Origin of the sequence: Nocardia iowensis (assembly GCF_019222765.1) — a bacterium.
In the GTDB taxonomy this organism is placed as follows: Bacteria; Actinomycetota; Actinomycetes; order Mycobacteriales; family Mycobacteriaceae; genus Nocardia; species Nocardia iowensis.
In genome coordinates this window covers 4,653,920-4,677,852 of the sequence record NZ_CP078145.1, presented here as the reverse complement: position 1 = coordinate 4,677,852, position 23,933 = coordinate 4,653,920, and the positions used below count along the sequence as shown (strand labels likewise).

Annotated in this window: 22 protein-coding genes and 2 pseudogenes; 11 read left to right on the top strand and 13 right to left on the bottom strand. The window is 67.7% G+C overall.

The annotated features are described in order from the left end of the window. Window positions 1-216: 216 nt before the first annotated feature. Together KV110_RS41840 and KV110_RS21660 are read left to right on the top strand one after the other, a co-directional pair. Complete coding sequence (locus tag KV110_RS41840) at window positions 217-1,188, top strand: enoyl-CoA hydratase/isomerase family protein (RefSeq protein WP_218469103.1); 972 nt, start codon at window positions 217-219, stop codon at window positions 1,186-1,188. 112 nt (window positions 1,189-1,300) lie between these two features. Then, the gene (locus tag KV110_RS21660; RefSeq protein ID WP_218469102.1) at window positions 1,301-3,535 is read left to right on the top strand and encodes a molybdopterin-dependent oxidoreductase; all 2,235 of its coding nucleotides are present in this window, start codon (window positions 1,301-1,303) and stop codon (window positions 3,533-3,535) included. Window positions 3,536-3,756: 221 nt separating this feature from the next. On the opposite strand, the gene KV110_RS21655 is transcribed toward KV110_RS21660, so the two are convergent. Continuing rightward, the gene (locus KV110_RS21655) at window positions 3,757-4,464 is read right to left on the bottom strand and encodes a M23 family metallopeptidase (RefSeq protein ID WP_218469101.1); all 708 of its coding nucleotides are present in this window, start codon (window positions 4,462-4,464) and stop codon (window positions 3,757-3,759) included. Window positions 4,465-4,674: 210 nt separating this feature from the next. On the opposite strand from KV110_RS21655, the gene KV110_RS21650 reads away from it, so the two are divergent. Continuing rightward, window positions 4,675-4,971, top strand: a complete 297-nt coding sequence (locus KV110_RS21650; RefSeq protein WP_393539674.1) for an ArsR/SmtB family transcription factor — start codon at window positions 4,675-4,677, stop codon at window positions 4,969-4,971. A gap of 31 nt (window positions 4,972-5,002) precedes the next feature. Here the strand turns inward: KV110_RS21650 and KV110_RS21645 are convergent, their stop codons facing one another. Beyond that, window positions 5,003-5,989, bottom strand: coding sequence for a glycosyltransferase family 9 protein (locus tag KV110_RS21645; protein WP_218469099.1), 987 nt, complete (start codon window positions 5,987-5,989; stop codon window positions 5,003-5,005). A 170-nt stretch (window positions 5,990-6,159) separates the two neighbouring features. On the opposite strand from KV110_RS21645, the gene KV110_RS21640 reads away from it, so the two are divergent. Together KV110_RS21640 and KV110_RS21635 are read left to right on the top strand one after the other, a co-directional pair. After that, the gene (locus KV110_RS21640) at window positions 6,160-6,609 is read left to right on the top strand and encodes a VOC family protein (RefSeq protein WP_218469098.1); all 450 of its coding nucleotides are present in this window, start codon (window positions 6,160-6,162) and stop codon (window positions 6,607-6,609) included. An 82-nt stretch (window positions 6,610-6,691) separates the two neighbouring features. Continuing rightward, the gene (locus tag KV110_RS21635) at window positions 6,692-7,276 is read left to right on the top strand and encodes an HdeD family acid-resistance protein (protein ID WP_218469097.1); all 585 of its coding nucleotides are present in this window, start codon (window positions 6,692-6,694) and stop codon (window positions 7,274-7,276) included. A gap of 88 nt (window positions 7,277-7,364) precedes the next feature. Here KV110_RS21635 and KV110_RS21630 read toward each other — a convergent pair whose 3' ends face one another. From KV110_RS21630 to KV110_RS21595, 8 genes are all read right to left on the bottom strand, one after another. Continuing rightward, complete coding sequence (locus KV110_RS21630) at window positions 7,365-8,570, bottom strand: Dyp-type peroxidase (protein WP_246633899.1); 1,206 nt, start codon at window positions 8,568-8,570, stop codon at window positions 7,365-7,367. Next, complete coding sequence (locus KV110_RS21625) at window positions 8,563-9,129, bottom strand: copper chaperone PCu(A)C (RefSeq protein WP_218469095.1); 567 nt, start codon at window positions 9,127-9,129, stop codon at window positions 8,563-8,565. The genes KV110_RS21630 and KV110_RS21625 overlap by 8 nt, the downstream gene beginning before the upstream one ends. Window positions 9,130-9,557: 428 nt before the next feature. Further along, the gene (locus tag KV110_RS21620; protein ID WP_246633898.1) at window positions 9,558-10,085 is read right to left on the bottom strand and encodes a hypothetical protein; all 528 of its coding nucleotides are present in this window, start codon (window positions 10,083-10,085) and stop codon (window positions 9,558-9,560) included. 9 nt (window positions 10,086-10,094) lie between these two features. Continuing rightward, window positions 10,095-10,262 (bottom strand): hypothetical protein, encoded by a 168-nt coding sequence (locus KV110_RS21615; RefSeq protein WP_218469094.1) that lies wholly within the window; start codon window positions 10,260-10,262, stop codon window positions 10,095-10,097. Next, the gene (locus tag KV110_RS21610; protein WP_246633897.1) at window positions 10,259-11,032 is read right to left on the bottom strand and encodes an SGNH/GDSL hydrolase family protein; all 774 of its coding nucleotides are present in this window, start codon (window positions 11,030-11,032) and stop codon (window positions 10,259-10,261) included. Before KV110_RS21610 ends, KV110_RS21615 begins: the two co-directional genes overlap by 4 nt. 66 nt (window positions 11,033-11,098) lie before the next feature. After that, entirely contained in the window at window positions 11,099-11,779 is a 681-nt protein-coding gene (locus KV110_RS21605; protein WP_246633896.1) for a chymotrypsin family serine protease, read from the bottom strand. 180 nt (window positions 11,780-11,959) lie between these two features. After that, a complete protein-coding gene (locus KV110_RS21600; RefSeq protein WP_218469092.1) occupies window positions 11,960-12,802 on the bottom strand; it encodes an alpha/beta fold hydrolase in 843 nt (280 codons plus the stop codon). A gap of 349 nt (window positions 12,803-13,151) precedes the next feature. Beyond that, window positions 13,152-13,865, bottom strand: a complete 714-nt coding sequence (locus tag KV110_RS21595) for an endonuclease/exonuclease/phosphatase family protein (RefSeq protein ID WP_218469091.1) — start codon at window positions 13,863-13,865, stop codon at window positions 13,152-13,154. A gap of 142 nt (window positions 13,866-14,007) precedes the next feature. Between KV110_RS21595 and KV110_RS21590 the strand changes: the two genes are divergently transcribed. The 5 genes and pseudogenes from KV110_RS21590 to KV110_RS42170 all read left to right on the top strand — a co-directional run bounded on the left by KV110_RS21590 (window position 14,008) and on the right by KV110_RS42170 (window position 20,995). Further along, window positions 14,008-16,026 (top strand): heavy metal translocating P-type ATPase, encoded by a 2,019-nt coding sequence (locus KV110_RS21590; protein WP_246633895.1) that lies wholly within the window; start codon window positions 14,008-14,010, stop codon window positions 16,024-16,026. Between the two features lie 649 nt (window positions 16,027-16,675). Beyond that, window positions 16,676-17,377: a response regulator transcription factor gene (locus tag KV110_RS21585; RefSeq protein WP_218469089.1), complete on the top strand. Its 702-nt coding sequence runs from the start codon at window positions 16,676-16,678 to the stop codon at window positions 17,375-17,377. A gap of 383 nt (window positions 17,378-17,760) precedes the next feature. Continuing rightward, window positions 17,761-18,693 (top strand): HAMP domain-containing sensor histidine kinase, encoded by a 933-nt coding sequence (locus tag KV110_RS21580; protein WP_246634759.1) that lies wholly within the window; start codon window positions 17,761-17,763, stop codon window positions 18,691-18,693. A gap of 69 nt (window positions 18,694-18,762) precedes the next feature. After that, window positions 18,763-20,007 (top strand): annotated as a pseudogene (locus KV110_RS42175) (hypothetical protein); the annotation flags it as partial. Then, on the top strand, window positions 20,006-20,995 hold the full coding sequence (locus tag KV110_RS42170; protein ID WP_343224200.1) for a DUF4153 domain-containing protein: 990 nt from the start codon (window positions 20,006-20,008) through the stop codon (window positions 20,993-20,995). The pseudogene KV110_RS42175 and the gene KV110_RS42170, both read left to right, overlap by 2 nt. 44 nt (window positions 20,996-21,039) lie before the next feature. Here KV110_RS42170 and KV110_RS21570 read toward each other — a convergent pair whose 3' ends face one another. From KV110_RS21570 to KV110_RS41570, 3 genes are all read right to left on the bottom strand, one after another. After that, window positions 21,040-22,485, bottom strand: coding sequence for an alpha/beta fold hydrolase (locus KV110_RS21570; RefSeq protein WP_218469088.1), 1,446 nt, complete (start codon window positions 22,483-22,485; stop codon window positions 21,040-21,042). A gap of 88 nt (window positions 22,486-22,573) precedes the next feature. Beyond that, window positions 22,574-23,029: an SLOG cluster 4 domain-containing protein gene (locus KV110_RS21565; protein WP_281427827.1), complete on the bottom strand. Its 456-nt coding sequence runs from the start codon at window positions 23,027-23,029 to the stop codon at window positions 22,574-22,576. A gap of 468 nt (window positions 23,030-23,497) precedes the next feature. After that, on the bottom strand, window positions 23,498-23,644 hold the full coding sequence (locus tag KV110_RS41570) for a hypothetical protein (RefSeq protein WP_246633893.1): 147 nt from the start codon (window positions 23,642-23,644) through the stop codon (window positions 23,498-23,500). On the opposite strand from KV110_RS41570, the pseudogene KV110_RS41565 reads away from it, so the two are divergent. Continuing rightward, window positions 23,598-23,931, top strand: a pseudogene (locus KV110_RS41565) (DUF8176 domain-containing protein). The gene KV110_RS41570 and the pseudogene KV110_RS41565 sit on opposite strands and share 47 nt — an antisense overlap. Window positions 23,932-23,933: the final 2 nt, after the last annotated feature.

Below are 23,933 nucleotides of genomic sequence, written 5' to 3'. Positions count from 1 at the left end.
GCGGATGAGATTGTGCCGGAGCCTATTCGGCTGTCCGATGACTGAGCTCCAGGCTGCCGATCGGTACTGCTCAGCCGCGGTAGTGGGTGGTACCTCTTGACACACCTATTATGGTGGACACCATAGTCAAGAACGGGTCCGGGTACGAACGAATCGGGTTTGCGCCGAAGCAGACTCGTCATCCGGCCGTTGACATGCGCATCGAAGGAGCCGCCGATGTCTGCCGCCGACCTCCAGTTGGAGACCATCGAATTGGACCAAGATGGGCGGGTGCTGACGGCGCGGGTCGTCGCGCCACCGCTCAATTTCGCCACTCCCGAATTCGTCCGTGACCTCGACATACTGACCGCCGCCGCGGATGCAGACGACACGGTGGGCGCGGTCGTGCTCACCGGCGGGCTGCCCGGCCGTTTCCTCACCCATGCCGACCCGAGCGCGCTCACCGGCATGATCGAGCTGCCGCATCCGTTCATCCCGGCTCGGGTGGCGGCCCCGTTCCTGCGGATCGGCGACGTGGCGATGCGGCTGCCCGGTGCGGCGCGGCTGGCTGAACGCTTCGGCGGCGGGCTCGGCGCGGGCCTGGTGTGGGGGCATCGCTGGAAGAAGACCACGTTGCGGATGAACCGCTCCGCGGTGGTGTATCTGGCCGCGATCAATGGTCCCGCGCTCGGCGGCGGCCATGAGATCGCCCTGTCCTGCGACCTGCGCTATGCCGCCGACGCCGATCACGTCAAATTGGGTCAGATCGAAATACTGGCCAACTTGATCCCAGGTGGCGGTGGAACCCAGCGGCTGTCTCGACTGCTCGGCGCCGCCAAGGCTATTGAGGTCACCCTGGAGGGCGCACCGCTGTCGGCGCAAGAAGGCTACCGACTCGGCCTCGTCCATCGGCTGGTCCCGGAAGCCCAACTCCTGGCCGAAACCCAAGCAACCGCAGCGCGATTGGCCGCCCGCAATCCCGTCGCCATCGCGGAAGCCAAGCGCGCCATCTACTTCGGCACCGACAAGTCGCTCTCCCGCGGCCTCGACCGCGAGCAAGCCGGATTCATCTCCGCGGGCACGACCGCCGCGGCGGGACGCACCACCACTGCCTTCTTCGAAGACCTCGAAAGGCTGGGCGATACCCCGTTTCTCGCCGACCTCAAACCGTGGCTCGACGGCACCCGCGTCGACCAGGTCGGCAAATGAGCGAGCGAACCACAGGTGTGCCCGCGGGAATGTCGGAGGTCGAACTCGTGAGCGGGCACGTCAGAGACATAGCGCCAGCGGGCGTGTCGGAGTCGAGCGTTAGAGGGAAGTCATGACCACTGCCCAGGATGAGTGGCACAAAACCGCGTGCATTCTCTGCGAGAACAACTGCGGCCTGCTGATCCAACTCGACGACCGCCGCTTCGCCAAAATCCGTGGCGACAAGGAGCATGTCGCCTCCGCCGGATACACCTGCAACAAGGCGCTGCGACTCGACCACTATCAGAATGGCGGCGCTCGCCTGACCGCACCGCTGCGCCGCGAACCCGACGGCACCTTCACCGAAATCGACTGGGACACCGCTATTTCCGAGGTCGCCGAGCGCCTCACCGAGGTCAAGAACCGATACGGCGGTGACAAGATCTTCTACTACGGCGGCGGGGGACAGGGCAATCACCTCGGCGGCGCTTACAGTGGCGCACTGCGCCGCGCCGTCGGTGCCCGCTACCGGTCCAGCGCGCTGGCGCAGGAGAAGACCGGCGAAGGCTGGGTCGACGCGCACCTCACCGGCGGTCACACCACCGGCGATTTCGAGCATGCCGAGGTGTCGGTGTTCCTCGGCAAGAACCCTTGGCAGTCGCACGGCGTCCCGCGCGCACGAACGGTGCTGCAACAGATCGCCAAGGATCCCGCCCGCAGCATGATCGTGCTGGACCCGGTGCGCACCGAAACCGCCGACCTCGCCGACATCCACCTGCAACTACGCCCGGGCACCGATGCCTGGTGCTTGTCCGCGATCCTCGCCATCCTGGTCCAGGACGACCTCGTCGACCACAATTTCCTCACCGAGCACACCACCGGGTCCGAGGCGGTGCTGCACGAGTTTTCCGGCATCGACGTCGCCGCCTACGCCGAAATCTGCGGTGTCCCTGAACAACTGCTGCGCGCCGCTGCCTACCGCATCGGAATTGCCGACAGCGTCGCCACGTACGAAGACCTCGGTGTGCAGCAGAGCCCCAACAGCACCCTCATCTCGTATCTGAACAAACTGCTCTGGCTGCTCACCGGCAACTTCGCCAAACGCGGTGCCATGCACCCACATTCGTGGATGGCTCCGCTGGCCGGGTACAGCGTCGACATCAAACGCACTCCCGTCACCGGCGCTCCGATCCTCGGCGGCATGGTGCCGTGCAACTCCATCACGGAGGAAATCCTCACCGACCATCCCGACCGCTTCCGCGCGATGATCATCGAATCATCGAATCCCGCACACTCCCTTGCTGATTCAGCTACGTTCCGCCGAGCTCTCGACGCGCTGGACCTGGTCGTCGTGCTCGATGTCGCGTTCACCGAGACAGCGCGGCACGCCGACTACGTGCTGCCCGCGGCCAGCCAATTCGAGAAGTGGGAAGCGACGTTCTTCAATCTCGAATTCCCGCACAACACCTTTCACCTACGCGCGCCGGTGCTCGACCCGCTGCCGGGCACCCTGCCCGAACCCGAGATCTACGCCAGACTGCTGCGTGAGCTCGGCACTGTCGGCGGCGGCAAGCTCGCCGTGCTGCGGAGGGCCGCGAAACTCGGTCGCCGACCGTACAAATGGGCGTTTGCCGCACTGCTCGCGACCGACAAATCCCTCGCAGGCGTGGCGCCGTATGTGCTGTACGAGACACTGGGCCCGACCCTGCCCGACAACGCCCGCTCCGCCGCGGTCCTGTGGGCGCTCGCCCAGCGCATCGCCAAGGTCTATCCCGCCGCCATGCGCCGCGCCGGGCACCGCGACGCCGAGGCCCTCTTCGACGCGATCCTCGCAGGCCGCTCCGGCGTCACCTTCACCGTGGACGACTACGCCGACGCATGGGACTACCTACCCCATCCCGACAAGCGCATCCCCGTCGCGATACCGGAACTGCTACACGCCCTGCGCGACCTCGCGAACACTCCGGCCACTCACACGAGTGCTGAATTCCCGTTCGTCCTGGCCGCAGGGGAGCGTCGTTCCTTCACCGCCAACACCATCTTCCGTGATGACACCTGGCGCCGCCGCGACCCCGACGGCGCCCTGCGTCTCAATCCCGACGACGCCGCTGACCTCGGCCTCACCACCGGCGACCGCGCTCGCATCACCACCCGCCGCGGCACCGCCGTCTCGACCGTGGAAATCAACGACCGCATGCAACCAGGCCACGCCTCCCTCCCCAACGGCTTAGGCCTCGACCTGCCCGACGGAGACGGCACCCAGCGCACCGGCGTCGCCGCCAACGAACTCACCGACGTCACCTGGCGCGACGCCATCGCGGGCACGCCATGGCACAAGCACGTTCCCGCGCGCATCGAGGCGCTATAGAAGGGGTGAACACGGAAGTGACACAGGCGCCGAAGAGGTCGCGCTGATCGCGCGTGTATGCGTCCGGAAGCTGTTGTGCGGCAGCGTTATGCAGTCGGCGGGCGGACCCCGGGTAACGCGCGAACGCCCCGGCCGCGAACGTGTCTCCATTGACACGGTCGCGGCCGGGGCGCTCGCATTCTCCGTTCGTGAGCCCTCATCGACTCACGAAAGGTGCTGGACTAGGACGGGTTACGCAGGACGTCGATACCGCGGCTGGCCAGCCAGGGGAGCGGGTCGATGGGCTCGCCGCTGGGCAGGTGGACCTCGTAGTGCAGGTGCGGGCCGGTGGAGAAACCGCGGTTGCCGACGGTGGCGATGATGTCGCCCGCGCGGACCTGCTGGCCGACAGTGGCCAGGATGTCGTTGACGTGGCCGTAGATGCCGATGGTGCCGTCGTCCTGCTGCACCCGCACCCACATGCCGAAGCCGCTGGCCGGTCCGGCCTCGATCACGACGCCGTCGGTGACTGCGGCGATCGGGGTGCCGATCGCGTCGGCCAGGTCGAGGCCCGCGTGCAGCGAGCCCCAGCGCATGCCGAAGGTCGAGGTCAGGATTCCCCCGATGGGGCGGACGGTCTTGGGTCGGGCGGCCTCCACCGCGATGCGGTGCTGTTCCCACACGACGTTGTCCGGCACGATCTGCGGCATCTGCGCTTCGCGCGGGGTGAACGCGGTGAACTTGGCCTGAGTGGCCACATCGGTGTCGGCGGAGGCGGGCTTTCCGGCGGTCAGGTGGCCGGTGGGGTCGGTCGATTGCTGATCGGCGGCGGCGAGGACGCCGAGCGAGGCGCTGACGACCGCGGACACGGCCACCGCGCGGGTGGCGGCACGGTGGCGACGGGTCCGGGTCGCGCCCCGACGAGAAGATAACGGAACGGTCACGGGCATGGGACGAACGTACGGGAGGTCCATGCAGGTTCGGCAATCGTGTGGCTACCGTCACAGCGGGGTGAAAGCCCAGTTGGGATGTCACAAGTAGGTAACGGTATGGCGCGCCTCGGCCGTTCACCTGGGGAAATTCCGTATTGCGTCGAGTTGACCAATTGGTCGCTCGTTGATCACACTATTTGAGTGGCGACTAATGGAGTTCGCGCCCTCATGGCGCTGTCCGACCCGACCCGCCGCGCCATTTTCGAGGCACTCCCGCAGGCCCCGCGCGCGGTCGGCGAACTCGCGGAGATCACCGGCGTGACCAGCTCCGCGGTCTCCCAGCATTTACGGGTTCTCCGGGCGGCCCGTCTGGTGATGATGCGCCCGGAAGGCAATCGCCGCCTGTACTCCCTCGACCCCCGCGGCCTCGGCGACGCCCGTGACTATCTCGACCAGTTCTGGCCGAGCGCGCTGGCTGCCTACTCGGCCGCACTCCAAACCGCCCGTGCCGAGGGGACCGCGTAATCGCGCAGCAGTCAATGGCCCTTCGTCGCCGTCAACCGACGCGTCGATAAGTCGCCCGACGCGGTTGAACACCGTTGCCCGGCGCACTGCCCTTGTTGAGCTGCTTGTCGACGGCATTGATCACGTCGGTGACACCGATCCGCAGCAGCCCGGCATCTGGGGTATCGGCGTTCGGGTCGCCGAGCTGCCCGGCCCACAGCACTGCGTGCCGGTTCAGCAGGTGCGGGGGTGGCCCACCCCAGCGCGGTGGTGTGGGACCGAAGAGCAGCACGGTGCGCGTGCCGAAGGCGGTGGCCAGGTGGGCGACCCCGGTGTCGCCGCAGATCACCAGTCCGGCCTCGGCGATGGTGGCGGCCAGTTCGATGAGGTTTTGTTCCCCGGCGAGGACTTGTCCGGTCGGCAGGCCGGCTCGCGCGGCGATGTTCAGCGCGATGTCCCGCTCGTGCGCGTCCCCGGTGAGCACCACCTCGCGGCCGAGCACCAGCAGATGTCGGACCACCGCCGCGAACCGGTCCGGCGGCCACCGCCGCGCCGGTGCGCCCGCGCCGACGTGGACGACGACACATCCCCGATGGCTCGTCGTCGACACCGGCGGCACCAGACCGAGATTGCGCCGGTCCGCGACGATGCCGTCGGATTCGAGCAGGTGGCACCAGCGGTCCACGTCGTGCATGTCGGTCTGCCACTCCGGGCCGGACAGCTCGGGGAACGCCGGATTGCGGTAGCTGAGGATGCGTCCCGCGTCGGTCTTCTCCAGCTCCACAATGCTTTCGGTGCTCGGGCCGTGCAGGTTGATGGCGAGTTGTGGTGGGGGCGCGTCCCAGCGGAGTCCGCCGAGCTCGGCGGTCGGCATGATCGCGTCGACCGAGGCGGTCAGGTCGACGATCGGTTTGAGGCGGTGCGGTGCGGCCAGCACGATCCGGTCGTGTGGCTTGGCCCGGCGCAGCGCACGTAAAGCCGGGACCGCGGTGAGTAGATCACCGAGCCCACGTGCCTGCAGCACGAGTACAACCGCCACCCACTTCTCCTAGCCACCCGAGACTCACGAAACCCGACCCACCCGCTCCACCCCATAGGCGTACACGACGAGAGTCACTTACGGATGACTACCCGACGCCCACCGGCGATAAACCCCGACTCAGGCGTTATCGATCGCACCTTTTCCGCAGGAGCACTAACCTCGTGTGCATGACCTCCCGGCTCAACCCGTACCTCAGTTTCGGCGACACGGCCCGCGCAGCCTTGGAGTTCTACCGCGACGTGTTCGGCGGCACCCTGACCATCAGCACCTTCGGCGAATTCAGCGACCAGGACGCACCCGGCGCTGACCTGGTCATGCACGGCATCCTGGAGACGCCGAGCGGCTTCACCCTGATGGCCGCGGACACCCCGCCCGGCATGGAATACAAACCGGGAAGCAGCATTTCGATCAGTCTCAGCGGTGCGGACGCCGCGGAGTTGCGGGGGTACTGGGACCGGTTGTCGGCCGCGGGCACCGTCTCGGTGCCGCTGGAGAAGCAGATGTGGGGTGACGAGTTCGGCATGTGCCAGGACCGGTTCGGCATCTCCTGGATGGTCAATATCGTCGCCCCGGCGACCGCGGGCTCGGGTGCGTCGGCCGCGGACCCGTCTGCCTGACGGGCACGTCACGGCCCCCTGCACTTGCGGGTCGCGCGAGCAAATTCCCAGGAAACCCACTGACAGGGCATAGCATCCAGCTATGACGACAAACAGTGTGCTCGAGGGTCCTCTGCAGTCGCTTGCCCGCAGTGCGTGGCAAACCGTTCTGGTCACCGGCCTGCTGTCGGTGGTACTGGGTGTGATCATTCTGGTCTGGCCGGGGCCGACGTTGCTGGCCGCGGGTGTTCTGTTCGGTATCTATCTGGTGGTCAGCGGATTCCTCCAGCTGATGGCGGCCTTCGGCTTCCCGAGCAGCACCGGGGTCCGGGTGCTTGCCTTCATCAGCGGCGTGCTGTCCATCGCCATCGGCATCTTCTGCTTCCGTGATGAGCTGACTTCGATTCTGCTGCTGGCGATTTGGATCGGCATCGGCTGGTTGTTCCGTGGTATTTCGGTGGTGATGATGTCGCTGTCCGAGCCGACGATGCCCGGCCGGGGCTGGAACATCTTCTTCGGGGTGATCACGGTGATCGCGGGCGTCGTATTGATCGCCTGGCCGTTGGAGTCGGTGGCCACGTTGGCCGTGGTCGTCGGGGTGTGGTTGATCGTGCTCGGCATCATGGAGGTCATCGTGGCGTTCGGAGTTCGCAAGGATGTCAGGGCGCTGCACGAGACCGTCGTCTGACGGATTCGCTTCGGTCTGCGGCCGCCGCGTCGATTCGGCGCGGCGGCCGATCCGATGCCGACACACCGTGTCGGCATCGGCTCCGCCATCATGATTCGAACAACGTTTGTCCCACATAGCCACCCGGTGACGGCACCCCCGATGGGATGACGAACACCGCCGAGCCGACCGGCGTCGTCCACACATTGAGCGCGTCGAACTCCGCGAGCCGTTGCTGGACCGGCAAGAACTGCGTATCCACGTCGCGCTGATAGGCGGCGAAGAGCAGACCCGAATTCGAGATCGCGCCCGGCGCTGGGGCATCGTCGTAGTTGTAGCCGCGGCGCAGGAACCGTTCACCGTCGTGCGTGTGGTGCGCGCGGGCGATGTGCGAGGACGGCGGGATGATCGGGATACCGTTCGCGTCGACCGCTGCGAAATCCGGTTCGTCGAATTCCGCGGTGCCGGTCAGCGGCGCACCGTTGGCGATGGTGCGGCCGACAGTGAGTTCCCTTCCCTCCTGGTCGATTTCGTCCCAGGTGTCCAGCGTCATCGCGATCCGGCGCAGCACGAACGAGGTGCCGCCGGCGAGCCACGGCTGGGCCGCGCCGTCGTCCCACACCAGCCGATCGAAATCGGGAGTGCCCGGTGCGATGTTCACCGTGCCGTCCACCTGACCCATCAGATTGCGCGGCGTCCGACCAGGCGCGGCATCGCGGAATCCGCGCTGCACCCAGCGCACGGTAACCAGCGACGACACGCTCCGGCACAGCACGCGCACCGCATGCGACACCGTGGTCGCCGCGTCGGCGCAGACCTGCACGAGCAGATCGCCGTCGCTCCAGGCCGATTCGAGCCGGTCGATATCGAACGGCGGCAGCGGGCGAAGCCAGGACGGGCGCTTGTGCGCCAGGTGCGCAGCCGTGAACACGGCCGGGCCGAAGCCGACCGTCACCGTGAGCCTGGCTGGTCGTTGTGCCAGTTCCGGTTCCGTGTCGGCCAAGGCGGGGCGGCCCTGGGTGAGCCGGGCGGCGTCGCCGGTCCAGATCTTCAGGATGCCGACGATGTCGTCCCTGGTGACGCCCGGTCTCAGATCGAAGGCGACGAACGCCGCCTGCGATTGCGGAGCCGTGGCGATCCCGGCCTGATGCGGTCCGTAGAACGGTTCGGTGGTCGCAGCCTGCGGTGTTTCGTCGCGGCCGGTCAGCGCGACCGCGCCCCACCCGATGCCCGCGGCGCCCGCCACGGCGGCACCGCCACCGAGCAGGCGTCGTCGGTTGAGGCGTCCCGGGCGGGAGCTGGTCTGCTCAGCCACCGTGCGCCGGTGCCTGCGCACCGCTCGCGTGATCGGGCGCGTAGTTCTCCTGGTTACCGGAGAAGTCACGCACCTGCGCGGTGAACTCGGTGCTCGACCCGTCATCGAAGGTGAGGGTGACCGGTGTTTCGGTGCCGGTGCGCAACGGACCGTTGAGTCCCATGAACATCATGTGATCGCCACCAGGGCGCAGCTCGATTTTCCCGTGCGCCGGAATCACGAAGCCGCCCGCCTTCGGGCGCATCGTCTTTGTCCCGCTGGCATCCGCGACCACCTCGTGCAGCTCGACCCGGCTCGACACCGGACTCGACGCCGACACCACCGTCCGCGCCTTGTCGCTCGCGTTGCTCAGCTCACCGAACGCCGCGGACATCCCACCGTCCGCCGCCTTCACCCACTGGTCTTGGATGGTCACCGAATCGGCGGCGCGGGTGTCCGCCTTTTCGGTGGACGAACAGGCGACAAGCAGCAGCGGGAGGGCCAAAGCTGCGGCGGCGCCGCGCAATACACGTGTCGATGGGCGAGAGCTGGGTGTTGTATCACTGGTGGGGGTGCGCATGGAAATCTCCGATCGTGTGGGGGTTGTTGTGGGTCGCGAGTCGATGAACCGACACCGGCTGTTCGCGCGAGGCTTGCGGACCTGGCAGGCGCACAACACGCAATGCGTTGCGGAGCGGCCCTTTACGGCCGAACCGGGAAGCGGATCATGGTCGTGCTGGCGTGCTGCATGTGGCTCAAGTACCTGTAGCTCACCTGGTCAGCACTGACGCACCGAGCCCACTGACAGCTGAAGTCCAAGCGGCTTTGCGCAATACGTGCGACGAATCCCGTGGCCGCGTCGAACCCTTGGTGCGGCTCGACCAGCAAATGGTCGCGCTGATCATGCGGAACAGCGCCGAGTGTTCGCTTACAGGTGTAACGCGCCCGCACGGCGGAAGCGTTGTGCAGCAGCGCGATTGGTCCACTACTCGCGGCAGTGAAGCAGGTTCAGCGAAGCGCCGGTGGCCCGCGCAGTCCGAATCCGGAACTGAACAGCAGTCGGCGCGGCGCACTCAGCGGGCCGACGAAGACGGCGTAAGCGATAGTGGCAGGCGCGGCGGGACGGGAGCTGAGCACCCGCACAGTGCCGTTCGCCGCGGATACCGCGCGCGTGACGGCGATTTCGGCGCCTCGGATGAGCAAGGCTCCCACCGGAATAGCAGCGAGATGCGCGACAGCCATGGCCGCGGTCATGCCGCTGCTGTGCTGGTGACCGGGCGACATCGTCAGCGCCGAGTGGCCGACCGCCTGCCCGATCGCAAGCATCACCATCACTTCGGCAACCCCATGCCGGGTCCGCCGGACCCCGACCACCACGCCGACAACCGCGCAGGCGGCTACCAGCAGGGCGATCGAAGACTGTCCGGGGGAGACCACCCCACCACCGAGCGCATGCGCCGCAATGCTCACCGCCCCCGACGCGGACCCGACGAACGCCCCGCGCAGTCGCGCCGCTGCCTCCGCCGATGTCCGCACCGACCCATACTACTTCCGGTCGTAGTGCCGAAATGCACCGGTTTGGCCGACCGTCCACGTCACGCTGCCCGCGCCAGCACGCCGTCCGGATTCGAGTCGGCAAGGATCGCTGTGGCCCGGCGCGTCCTCGGCCGCCAGCGCGGGGCAGAACGCGCCGTTGACGTAGACCTCGCTCACGCCACCACAGGCAGCAGAACCGGGCGTTTGGGTTCGTGGCCGGTGCCCGACGACGCTCCGCGCAGGCGGCGACCGATCCACGGCGCCAGGTAGCGGGTGGCCCATCGGAACTCTGTCGCAAGCGTCCCCGCGAAGGATCGGTCGACTGGCGGCAACGGTTCACGCCAGGTGTCGTCGGATCCGGGAACGGCGAGCGCGGCGGCGAGGGCGCGGGCGACGATGTCGTGACCGATCGGACTGAGGTGCAGTCGATCCTCGTCCCACGCCGCAGGGTGGGTCGCGGCGGCGACCGGTTCGAAGTCGAGGAGGGTGACGCCGTGCCGTGCGGCCAGCTCCCGCAGGTCGGCGTTCAGGGTGCGCACACGCGCGGAGAATGGGCGGGCGAACGGGGCGACAGCGCCGATGTCGGGGAACGTGAATGTCACCACGTCCGCGCCGCTCGCGGTGAGGGTGGCGAACATCGCCTCGACGTCGGCGAGCAGCGCAGCCCGGTCGAAGCTCGGCCGGATGATGTCGTTCATGCCCGCCAGCACGGAGACCAGATCGGGTTCCATGGCAAGTGCGGGTTCGAGCTGTTCGGCCCGCACCTGGGCGGCGCGACGGCCGCGGACGGCGAGATTGGCGTACTCCAGACCCGGATTGGCGGCGCCGAGCAGCGCGGCGAACCGGTCGGCCCAGCCGCGGTATCCGCCGTTTCCGTCGGGATCGCCGATGCCTTCGGTCTGACTGTCACCGAGGGCGACGAATCGGCGAACGAGAGTGGGCTGCACGTCGGGCTCCTGCGTCGGGCGGGAACCCCTGGGGCGCGCCGCTTTTCGCTTCATCCTCGCACGCGCTCAGAGCGGCCGGAATCCCGACCCGATGCCACCACCGAGATCGATGTCTTCGAGCACCATGCCGATCTGGGTCGCCACGGCCGGATCATGCAGCGGCGCCACCGCGGGCTGGCACACCATGTCGAACACGGTGACGCCGACCACCTGCACGCCGATGTGTCCGACATTCATGCCGACCAGCCGATCACCGATGGTGACCGGTCCGCCGGAATCACCCGGCTGGGAACAGGACTGATTCTGGAACCACCACCGATGCGTATCCCACACGACCCCGCAGTTGTATCCGGAGGTGCGCCCGTTCTTGCACACCACATCGCCCTGCTGCGGCGGCGTTCCGATACCGCCGATCACGGTGGCGGCTACCTGGCGGATCGGGATGACCTTGGCTCGATCGAATTCGAGTACCGCGTAATCGTCGTGATGGTCCACCGCGGCGACGGTGCCGACGGTCCCCGCGTTCGGCATCCCCTCGGCCCGCACGGACATCCCGATCTCCGCGCAGTGCCCCGCGGTCAGCCCGACCAGCCGGTCCTGGCGGTCGTACCCGATCGTGGTCAGCGTGCACACGCCGCGCCCGAGCAGAATTCCCGAACCACCTCCGAGCGTCGCCATCGGCGTGGCGGCCGCGACTCCCGGCGCCCCGACGGCGGCGAACGTCATCGCGGCTACACCGACCGCCATTCGAATCCCGAACCGTCTTAGCCCAACCATGTCGCACCCTTCATCCGGGGATGTATCAGGTCACGAGCACCAAAGCGGCGGATCCGATCCTTCCAGACCGACCGGTCTTTACGTTGGTCGATAACCGTTCCGTGACCAGATCTTGGGCCAACCGCAACTCGAGCCAGGCAGGTGGACGCTTCACAGGAAGTCGTCGAGATGGGCGAGCAGCGCCTCGGGCCGCTCCTCGGCAATGAAATGACCACAGTCGGGGATGGCGCCGCCGCGCACGTCCTCGGCGTAACCGCGCCAAACATCCAGTGCCGGAATCTCTTCGAGGAAGCTGGCGGCGCCCCACAGGACGAGCACCGGCATGCTCAGGCGGTGGCCGGCGTCCGCGTTGTCGTGTTCGGTGTCGAGGTCGGCGGCGCGGTAGTCGTCGAAACCCGCCCGCAGCGCACCGGGCGTGCTGAAGGCTCGGATGTATTCGTCGATGGCTTCACCGGGCAAGCCGTGCCGGTTGACGGTCCAGGTCTCGAAGAAGTAGCGCAGATAGCCGGAAATATCATGGCCGACAAGGCGTTCCGGCAGATCCGGTTGCAGGTGGAACAGCCAGTGGAAGTAGCGACGGCCGAGCGCGGCGTCCATCCGCCGCCAGGTCTCCCTGGTGGGAATGATGTCGAGCACGGCGAGCTTGCTGACCTGATCCGGGCGATCCAGCGCCCACCGGTGGGCCACCCGTGCGCCGCGATCGTGCCCGACGACCGCGGCCGCGCTGAAGCCGAGCGATTCGATCAACGCGGCCACATCGGCGGCCATGCTGCGTTTGTCGTAGCCGGTCGTGGGTTTGTCGGTGTACCCGTAGCCGCGCAGATCGGGAGCGATGACGGTATGGCGCTCGGCCAACGCGGGCAGCACCCGCCGCCAGCAGTAACCGGTCTGCGGCCAGCCGTGCAGCAACACCACGGCTGAACCCGACCCCGCTCGCCGGTAGTGCATGTGAATGCCGTTGACGGTGGCGACGCCGCGGCTGATCTCGACCATAGGAGCATTCTCAATCGCGCCGGACGTCTGCGACAGTGGAATCGCGGCATCGGGTTGTTCGCGCTGGACGTCTGCGACAGTGGGACCGCGGCATCCGTTCGTTGCGGGTGGCGGCGAATGCTGTGCCTGCGGGCGGACTTTGGGTGCTGTGTCTGCGGACGGATCTCGGGTGCTGTGTCGGCAGGTGGATTTCGGGGCAACGGCAGCGTCGCGCCCTCTGCCACACGCGCAGCGCGGGCTCGCCGTGGTGACTCGGCAACCCGCTGAACCCTGATCGGCGCCGCCATCGATGAGCAGACGCCGAATCGCGGCCGCCATATGTCGACCCGCTATTACGAAATCGCCGGGCTCACAACGCAATAGTCGCGCGGACGAGGTTGTGGTCGGACAGGCCGTCCGCGTCCTCGACCACTATCTCGCGCACTGTGGCCTCGCGCACGACGACTTGATCGATGAACTGCGACTTCGCCCCCGAGGAGCGCGGGCGCGTCGGCAGGGAATCGGACGGCAGGTCGGCAACGGTGAAGCTCTCGCCGAGGCTCGCCGCGACCGTGTCCCGGTCGATATTGAAGTCGCCGAGCAGGATGGCGGGGTATTCCGGTGTGGCGGAAGCCAATTCGACCAGCCGGGCGAGTTGCTTGGTGCGTCGCCGGTCACCGGTGAGGTGCGTGGCGATGACCACCGCTCCGCCTGTGGCGACCGCCAGCGCGCCCTTGCCCGGGTCGTCGGTGAAGGATTCGGCGGTGATCTCCCGGCTCGGGCCTTCGACGATGAGCACCAGGTGCTCGCTGGGATCGCGTAGTGCGCTGGCGTGTCGGCGAGCCGTCGGGACCCGCTGATACTGCATGGAGTGGACCGTGCGGCCGGGTAATGCCGCACGCAGACTGATCAATTGGTCGCCGCTGACCTCTTGTAGCGCGATGACCCGCTCGGTCCGCGCGGCGACGCGCGCGGTGAGTGCGTCGATGCGCGCCGCCTCGTCCGGCCAGCGGCTGGAGACGTCCTCGTACCAGTTTTCGGCGTGGATGCGGTGCAGGACGTTCCACGTGGCAACGGTGATCACAGGTCGCGATGCTAGGGGACCGCGTCTGAACGCTCTCTGCCGGAGCGGTATCCGTCGACCGGATGTCTGTCATATGTGGTCGGCGCCACTGCTCCAGAAGTACTTCTATGCATACATAGCGATCTATGCATATCATGGACACATGAGCACAGCGGGACGAAAAGACGACGACGGCCATGGCGCCGCATTGCTGGGAGAGCGGTCAGAGCTGATCTTCGCGATCGCCTCCGGCGTGACCTACGCCGGAGGCATGACGGCGAAGTATCTGGTGTCCGCGCCGGAATGGGTAGTGCTCGCGCTGTTCGCGGCGACCTACTTCTTCGGCGGCTTCTTCACCATCCGCACGGCGCTTGCCACCGTGCGTCGCGGCCGATTCGAGGTCGACTTCCTGATGCTGGTCGCAGCGGTCGGCGCGGCAATGGTCGGCAAGTGGGCCGAAGGGTCGGTGCTGCTGTTCCTATTCAGCCTCGGGCACGCGTTGGAGGAGTACGCGATGGGTCGGGCACAGCGGTCGATCGAGGCGCTCGCCGAACTCGCACCCGACACCGCGCTCGTGCGTGGCTCGGACGGAGTGGTGCGGGAGGTGGCCGTGGACGCGCTCGCGATCGGCGATGTGGTTGTTGTGCTACCGAATTCGAGGCTTGCCGCGGACGGTGTGGTCGTCGATGGCGTGAGCAGCGTCGACGAATCGTCGGTCACGGGAGAAAGCATTCCCGTGGAGAAGGCGCCGATCGCTGATGTCGCGCTAGCGAGTAGTACGGCTGTACCGGAAACGCATCGGGTGTTCGCGGGCACGATGAACGGTTCCGGCGCGATGGATGTCCTGGTGACCAGCCGCGCCGCGGACAGCATGCTGGCGCGGGTGATCACGATGGTGCGTGACGCAGACACCCAGAAGTCGCCCACGCAGCGGTTCATCGACCGGTTCCAACTGTTTTACGTGCCCGTTGTGCTCGCCGGCGTGCTCGGCGTACTGGCCTACGGGGTGTTCGCCGGGTCGGAATCGTTTGCCGACAGTTTCTACCGAGCGATGGTCGTGCTCGTGGCGGCCAGCCCGTGCGCGCTGGCGATCGCCACACCGAGTGCGGTGCTGGCGGGCATCGCCCGTGCCGCGCAGGCCGGTGTGCTGGCCAAGGGCGGCGGGCCGCTGGAAACCCTCGGCCGGGTGCGGTCGATGGCGTTCGACAAGACCGGCACCCTCACCTGGGGTCAGCCGAAGGTCACCGATATCGTCCCGGCCCGCCCGGAACTGCGCGACGAGCTGATCGCCACCCTGTTCGCGGTCGAGTCCTACAGTGACCACCCACTGGCCGGTGCGATCACTCGCGACCTCGCCCCGCTGGTGCCTGCGGGTACCGAGCGCACCGCGACCGCCGTCAATTCGGTGACCGGTCGCGGCGTGACCGCCCTCATCGACGGTCGCGCCACCGAGGTGGGCAACCGCACTATGTTCTTCGAACTCGACCCCGATGGGGTGCCGAGCGAGATTGTCCGAACCGTCGACGAACTGCACGACCGGGGCCGCACCACGATGATCGTCCGGCACGGCGGCGTGTACCTGGGTGTCGTCGGCGTCATGGACATCCCCCGCGCCGAGGCGGCCCCGGTCGTCGAGCGTCTGCGCGCCCTGGGTATCGACGACATCGTCCTCATCTCCGGCGACCACCAGCGGGTAGCGGATGCCGTCGCCGCCGACATGGGCCTGAACGCCGCCCACGGCGGACTACTGCCCGAGGACAAGGTCACCATGATCGGCAAGCTCGGCGGCCGCAACGGCACCGCCATGGTCGGCGACGGCGTCAACGACGCACCCGCGATGGTCAATGCCTCGGTCGGCATCGCGATGGGCGCGAGCGGATCGGCCGTCGCGCTGGAAACCGCCGATATCGCCCTGATGGTCGACGATATCGGCCGCCTACCCTTCGCCGTGGCACTGAGCAGGCAGACCGCCCGCATCATTCGCCAGAACCTGACCTTCTCCCTGCTGATCGTCGCCGCCCTGGTCCCCGCCACCCTGCTCGGTCTGCCGATCGGCCCCGCGGTCTTCATCCACGAAGGCTCCACCCTCCTTGTGGTAGCAAACGCCTTGCGCCTCCTGCGTTTCGGTCGCGGGGCCGAGCACGAGGGCATCGACCACGAACCGCGACCGGCCACGAGGTAAACACCTCCGCCACAAGCTCACCTCCCCGCAGCGCCCCACGTTGGCTTTGCGGGGAGAAGCGTGCGCAGCCAATGTCTTCCGATTTCTCGGAACGTTCAGTGTTTCGGCGGACTGCGTGTGGAGTGGCGCACGGTAGCGCCGCTGGAAGAGACTGGCGTTGATCATGTGGAAGAGACAGGGCTGTCGCTGAAGTGGAGGCGCAGTAAGGCACCCAGCCAGGTCGCCGGTGAAGGTGTGGATGCGACGTTGGATGACCTCTGGTTGACGGCTGTGCTGGTCTGGATGGCGGCAGGCTGGGGCGAGTGGGCATGCGTGCGGGAAGCTCTGGTTCCGGTGCGGTGGGGACTGTTGGGTGGTGGACGGCGTCGAGCTCGTGCGAGTAGGGGTATCGGCGGATGGTGCCGCATGACAGCACAGCCGCTGGGGCGCCGGTGCCGCCGCGGGTATTGGCGCCCGCCGAAGACATCAGAGGACCGACGGCGGAGGGCGATGGCGGAGGTCATGGGCAAGGTCGGACGCGACACTTTCATCCAGGGCTGATTGTCGATCACTTTCGCGGTGCTGGTGCCGCTCAGGGGTTGGCCGTCCACACGGAATCTCCACATTTGGTGCCGGACCTCTCCACAGGGGGTGGCTAGGGTTTGCGAGCATGGAGCAGAACGGAGCGGCTGGGGGACCGGCCGCGCGGCGGATTCTGGTGGTGGATGACGAAGTGACCATCGCGGAGTCTGTGGCCGCGCGGCTGCGCGCCGAGGGGTTCACGGTGGATGTGGCGCACGATGGGCCTGGTGCTGTGGCGGCCGCGTCGGCGATTGCGCCTGACCTGGTGGTGCTGGATGTGATGTTGCCGGGTTTCGACGGCCTCGAGGTGTGCAGGCGGATCCAAGCGGAGCGTTCGGTTCCGGTGCTGATGCTGACCGCACGCACCGACGAAACCGACCAACTCGTCGGGCTCGGCGTCGGCGCGGACGACTACCTGACCAAGCCGTTCTCTTTGCGCGTCCTCACCGCTCGCGTGCACGCACTGCTGCGCCGCATGGACCGCGCCGCCGACCGCGACGGCGACACCATCATCGTCGGCGACCTGCGCATCGACGTAGACCAGCGCCGCGTCTGGCGTGCCGACGTCGAAGCCCAGCTCACCCCCCTCGAATTCGACCTACTCGCCCGGCTGGCCCGCCGCCCCCGCGTGGTCCTGGCCCGCGAACGTCTGCTCGAAGAGGTGTGGGACTGGGCCGACGCCGCAGGCACCCGCGCCGTCGACAGCCACGTAAAGGCATTGCGCCGCAAGCTCGGCGCCGACCTGATCCGCACGGTGCATGGCGTGGGCTACGCACTGGAGGCGCGATGAAGCAGGACGCGGAGCGCGGGGGCGTAGAACGGGACGGCGTCGAGGGCAACGCCGTGGGGAGCGGCGGTGTGGAGCACGGTGGCACGCAAAGCGGTGGCGCGCAGAGCGGCGGTGCGCAAAGCGGCGGTGCGCAGAGCTCGGGCATGCAACGGGACGGAGTGGTCTCCGCGTGGGCGTCGGATTCGTCAATCGACCCGGAGCACGCCCGGAGTATTCCGGGTGAGCGCTCGCGCATTCGTGTGGCGAGTCCGGCTCGTACCGGTGGCGCTCCCTGGGGCCATGCGGTCGTCGAACGGCTGCGCGAGCTGTCGGACAAGGTGGCCGAGGTTCTGCCGCGGCCGTTGGATCCGGTTCGGTCGATCAAGTTGAAGCTGGCCATCTTGATGTTGTGTGCAGGCGGGATCGCGTTCGGGTTCTTCCGGGTCAAGATCGGCTGGTTGCCTCCGAAAACGACGGTCGCTGCGGTGGTAATCGCACTGGTGACCTCGCAGTTCCTGGCGCACGGCATCACCAGGCCGCTGCGTGAGATGACAGCGGCGGCCAAGCGGATGGCGCAAGGTGACTACACCCGGCGGGTGCGCGCCAGTTCCCGGGACGAGGTCGGGCAGCTGGCCGAGGCGTTCAACCAGATGGCCGCGGATCTGGCGGCCGCCGATCAACAACGCCGCGACCTCATCGCGAACGTCTCGCACGAATTGCGCACGCCGATCACCGCCCTGAACGCGGTGCTGGAGAACCTGGTGGACGGTGTCTCCGAACCGGACCCGAAGACATTGCGCACCGCGCTCGCCCAGACCGAACGGTTGAGCCTGCTCGTCTCCGAACTGCTCGACCTGTCCAGCATCGAGGCGGGCGCTTTCCCGCTCGACCGCGAAAGGCTGGAGGTCACACCGCTGTTGGCCGAGGTCGTGGCCGAGTCCGAAGTCGCCGCGGCGGCACTCGGCCGCGGCGTCCGGTTCACGACCGACGTGCAACCGAGCACGGCAAGCGTATTCGCAGACCGTGCGCGATTGCATCAGGTGTTGCTCAACCTGCTCGACAACGCCGCACGGCACGGCCCGGCAGGCGGCGAGGTCCACGTCAGGGCACGCAGGCACCCCGGCCAACTGGTGATCGAGGTGGCCGACGACGGCCCCGGCATCCCACCGGCCGAACGCGCCCGCGTCTTCGACCGTTTCACTCGCGGCGGCCGCACCGCAGGCGGCGGCACCGGCCTCGGCCTCGCCATCTCCCGCTGGATCGTCGACTTGCACGGCGGCACCATCGCCGTAGCCGACCCCGGTTCCCGCATCCGCGTGGTCCTACCCGACCACTGACCAACCACACCCCCCAACCCGCACCGCATCAGGTCGCGGGGCGATCCCGCACACCCTCAGGAGGGGCCCATGCCCGAATCAACCGAAGTACCACCACCTCCGGACCCGAGAAGACCCGGATCCCCAACACCCGCGGAACCCGCCGGAGAGGGTTCGGCCCACGAGGCGCAGTCGGCGACATCGTCACACCCTCAGGAGGTGCCTACGCCCGAATCAACCGAGGTACCAACGCCTCCGGAACGGAGAAAATCCGGCTCCCCGACCGCCGTGGAACCCACCCGAGAAGAGTCGGCACACGGCCCCGACGAAACCCGGCCAGCACCGGAGTCTTTGCCATCGCAAACGCCCCCACCGAAATCTCAGCCATCGGTGACGCCTTCGCAATCGGCTACGGCGGAGCTACGAGCATCGGAGGTTCCGCTATCGCCGGTGCCTCCGCAGTGGCCGGAGTTTTTGCACCGGTCGACGACTTCACGATCGCCGGCTCCACCGCAATCGCCGACGTCACCGACTTCCGCTTCGCATTTGTCGCCTGCGCCGCCTCGACCGCCGCGTTCGGCCACCGCAGTGACGTCGAGATGGCGTCACGTCGCCTGCCCGCCCGGCGTCCTACCCGCTGCGGGTCTCGCCGGATTGGCCGGTGCGGCCTTGATCCCGTTGGACCGCCCCGGAATCGGTTGGGTGCTCGCGGGAACCGTCGCCGTCGGCGCGGTGTACCTGGTAGACCGCAACGCCCGCAAGTCCGCTCGCAGTGCGCCCGAAGGGTCGGGCGCGGTCGAAGGCACTGGGGTGGACGCCAATTCACCGACTGGGCCTGACCCTGAGCGTGCTGGCGCGCGGACACCACCGGCGAGGACATCGAATCCCGCGGCAGCGGATCTGACTCCCACTACGCGGACAAAGCTCGCTGAACCCGATTCGGCCTCGACTGGCCACGTCCAGAGCAGCGGGCTCGCTAGCTCGGCGAATTCAACACCGATCGATCCGCGAGAAGTGGGCGAGCGTAAAGCCGGTGCGGCGGTGTCGAATCCCGGAGGGGAGGATTCGACCCACGCCGCGCGGTCGACAGCCTGGCCAGGACTCGGCGAGAATTCCGCCCGAATCTGGTGGACGGGAATGCTCTTGGCGTTCCTGGCGGTAGGCACCTTTCGTGCGGCGGGTTGGCTGTTCGTGCTGTGCGTGCTGGCGGCGGGTGTCGCGGGCAGCTTGGCAGTCGTGGGACGGCGGTCGGCGAACGGGCTGCTCTACGACGTGATCGCGTTGCCGCTCGGGGCATTGACCAGTATCCCGTGGGTGTACGCGGGGCGAGCGGCTGCGCGGCGGCAAGTCGCGGCGAGAACGCGGAATCGCGCTGTCGGTGACCGTCACCGTCGCATTGCTCGCGGTGTTCGTTCCGCTGCTCGGCGGCGCCGATGCGACCTTCGCGAATCTGCTCGAGTCGGTGACACCGAAGGTCGACAGTGCGCTGACGGTCCAGTGGATCGTGCTGTTCACCGTCGTCGGGCTCGGTGCGGCCGGTGCGCTGTACGTGCTGGCCGGTCCGCCCCTGCCTGCTGCGGAATCCGCTGGGAGCGAAGCGGTTCGAACGCTGCGCCGCCTCGAGTGGGCACTGCCGGTCGGTGCGCTGACCGTGCTGTTCGCGGTGTTCGTCGGCGCACAGTTCGTGGCGCTGTTCGGCGGTGATGACTACGTGCAGCGCACGGCGGGTCTCACGTACGCCGAGTACGCGCGTAGCGGGTTCTGGCAGCTGTCGGTGGTCACCGTCCTGACCCTGGCGGTGATCTTGGTTGTCCTGCGCTTGGCCGCCAAAGAGTCTGCGGCCGACCGTCTTTGGCTGCGCGTGCTGCTGTGTGCGGTGAGTGTGCTCTCGCTGGTGATCGTCGCCTCGGCACTGGGGCGCATGTGGACCTACCAGCAGGCTTACGGGTTCACCGTGCTCCGGCTGCTGGTCGAGGTCTGCGAACTGTGGCTCGGCCTGGTCTACCTGCTGGTGATCGCGGCTGTACTGAGCCTGCGCCGAATGTGGTTGCCGCGCGCCATGATCGGCACCGCCATGGCCACTCTGCTCGCGCTGGCTGTCCTGAACCCCGAGCGCTTCATCGCCGACCGGAACATCGACAGCTGGCAGCGGGGCGAGCCGCTCGACGCCGCGTATCTCACCACCCTGTCACCCGACATCCTCCCCGCCACCGATCGCCTCCCCGAAACGCTGCGCACCACCGTGCGCGAGCAGATCCGCGACGATCTCGAGCCCGACACCTGGCACAGCTGGAACCTATCCCGCGCGAATGCCACAAGGTGATCCCGCGGATCCGCAACGGCGCGAAGGTCTGGACGAGCCTGTCCTCACGGTGCGGTTCGCGCGGCGCGCCGGGCGAGGAGCTCATCCAATTGCGCGGCGAATCCATCGGCCGCGTTGACGTACCCGATGTGGTCGCCGGGGAATTCGACGACCTCGGGTCCGAGTTCCTCGGCGAGGACGGTGTTCGGCCGGGCGGGGAAGGTGTCTTTCGAGTCGTGCCCGATACCGAGCACGAGCTTGTTGACAGATTGCCGAAGGGCCGTGAGATCCGGTGTGTAGCGGATGTATTGGCGCAGCTCGTGCTCCATCCAGAAGTGGATGTTCTGGTGGATCCGGGCAAGCAACGCCTCGGCGCTCTCCGGGGTCAGATCCGCGGTCTGCGGCGCCTCCATCCGAAGGCCGATGCCCTCGGCGAAGGCGCCCATCGCCGGCATCATGCCGTCGGTACGGCTCGTGCGGTAAATGCTGTCGAAGAACTCCAACCACGTGTCGGAGTCGGGCAGTAGCGTCGCCAGCGGCGGTTCGTGCGCCACCAGGGTCTGCACCAATTCGGGGTGCTTGCTGAGCAGTTCGAGCGCCACGATCGCACCTGAGCTGCTGCCGAGCACGTGGGCAGGCCGGTCGGCGAGGTGGGTGAGCAGCGCGGCGGCGTCGGCGCCGTCGGTGGCCAGCCGGTCTTGCGGCGGCCCGGCGAGCGGACTGCGGGCGAAGCCGCGCCGATCGTAGGCGACCACCGTGTAGCGGTCGGCGAGACGTTCGGCGAGTGCGTCGAACACGTCCGTGTCGCCGTTGGCACCGGGGATCAGCAGCAGCAGCGGTCCGTCGCCGCGGATCTCGTAGTGGAGGGTCGCGCCGGGGACTTCAAGGGTGTGCTGGGTGGGGACATTCATGGGGAACGCTCCTGGGAGAAGGGACAGCTGCCGCAACGCCTCTCGGATCACGGGCAGCACGGGAACCGGCGGGTCGGCATCGACCCACCGATCGATGGCCACCTGTAGTGCTGCCGCGACAGCTCCCGCCATGATCTGCGGGAACATGTCGGTGCCGAGGTCGCGGCCGGTGCGCTCGGCGATGGCTTGGGCGAGCGCCGCCTCGATCACGGCCTGCGCCTTGCGATATTCACCCTGTAGCGCGGGTGCGCCGGTGATCAGCCGTACCCCTGCCGTCCAGGCGGGATCGGGTGTTTCGGCGTCGCGGAACTCGTCGAGCACGGCGTGGATGACCGCGGGCCACAGCGCTTCCGTGCTCGGCCGCGCACGTAGGTTGTCCGCGATCCGGCGTACCCGATCCACCGCGACCGAACAGACCGCCTCGTACTTGCTGGCGAAGTAGTTGTTGAACGTCCGCGGCGAAACACCCGCCGCCGCGGCTATGTCCTCGACCAGCACGTCATCCAATCCACGCTCGACCGCCAGCCGCAGCGCCGCCAAAGCCAGCGCCTCTCGCGTAGCCAGCTTCTTGCGCTCCCGCAGGCCGAGTACGAATGCCATGCCGCCAACAGTAGCGAAGTTGCGTGCCACGCAAGTTTGCGTGATCGGAAAGTTATGACGGCCCGCACGATTTCGGCGCGGCCTCGGCTCAGCCGGTCGCCAGTGCGCGGGAGACGGCGTCGGCGGGGTCGATGGCGGAAACTGTTGCCTCCAGTGGGTTTCCGTCGGCGTCGAGTAATTGCCAGCCGCCGAGTGAGATCACGGGGATACCGCGGCGGTGCCGGGCCAGGGCGAGTTCGGACAGCGTGCCCCAGGATCCGCCGATGATGATCACCGCGTCCGCCGACTCCACCAGGATCGCATTGCGCGCCTCACCCATATTGGTGAACAGCACCGCCGACAACCCCGCGCACACCGCACCCCGATCGTTATCCGGCCGCACCCCGACCACGAGCCCGCCCGCACTCGATGCCCCTTCGGCCACCGCCGCCATCACACCACCCCCGCCCCCACACAGCACCGTCACCCCGGCCTCCCCCAACAGCCGCCCCACCCGCCGCGCCTGCTCACCCTCCATTGCACTGCACTCACTCGGGCCACACACCGCAACTTGCCGCACCGCCACCCTCCTAGGATCGAGTCCGCCGTGCGGGACATGAGCGAGTGGTTACTCGACTTTTGCCGCGACCATGTCCCGCTCGGCAAGTATCGGTGGGTGTGTTCGGGGAGCGCGTTCGGGGATCGGCGTGGCGACGTGGTGTTCTCTCGCCATTTGTCCAGCGCAGCATGCGAAGGTGTGCAATGTTGTTACTGCGCAACAGCATTGAGGGGACGCCCGGAGCGCGGAGGTAGGCACCGGTAAGGGGGTGCGGCGGACTATGTCGTCGTCCAACACAACCGGGGGGAGTACCGCGGCACACCGCGGGCGGCACCAAGCGTCAGTACCGCTGTGGCCGGGAATGATTCCGCCGTCACGCCCGCAACGCTGGCACACGCAGCGCAGGAATCGACCGTGGCTGGTCGGGTCCGCCGCGGTGGTGGGATCGATGGCCGCGGTGGCGGTAGTGCTGGTCTACACGGCGGCGGCGAGCACCCCACGGCAGTCGGCAACGTACGTGGATCCGGTGCTCGGCGGTGGACCCAGCTGCCAACCGACCAGGAACGAACAGTTGGTGCGCGGCAACGGCACCGGATCGACCGCTTCTGGCCCGGACGTCATTCTGGCGTTCCAGTACGCCTACTACGTGGCCCGATCCGGCGCGGAGGCGCGCGGTGACCACACCGAACGCATCGGTACCGCCCGTCGACGTGATCAGTGCGGGCATCAAGTCCGTCCCGCCGGGCACCCAGCATTGCGTGATGATCACCCCCATGGCCGACGGCCGATTCGACGTGGTGATCACCGAGATCCGCCCCAACTCCGCGGTGCCCACCTATCGCCAGTTCGTGACTGTCACAGCTGGCGCAGGCGCGGTGTCCATAGTCAAGATCGCGCCACCGGCTTAGCG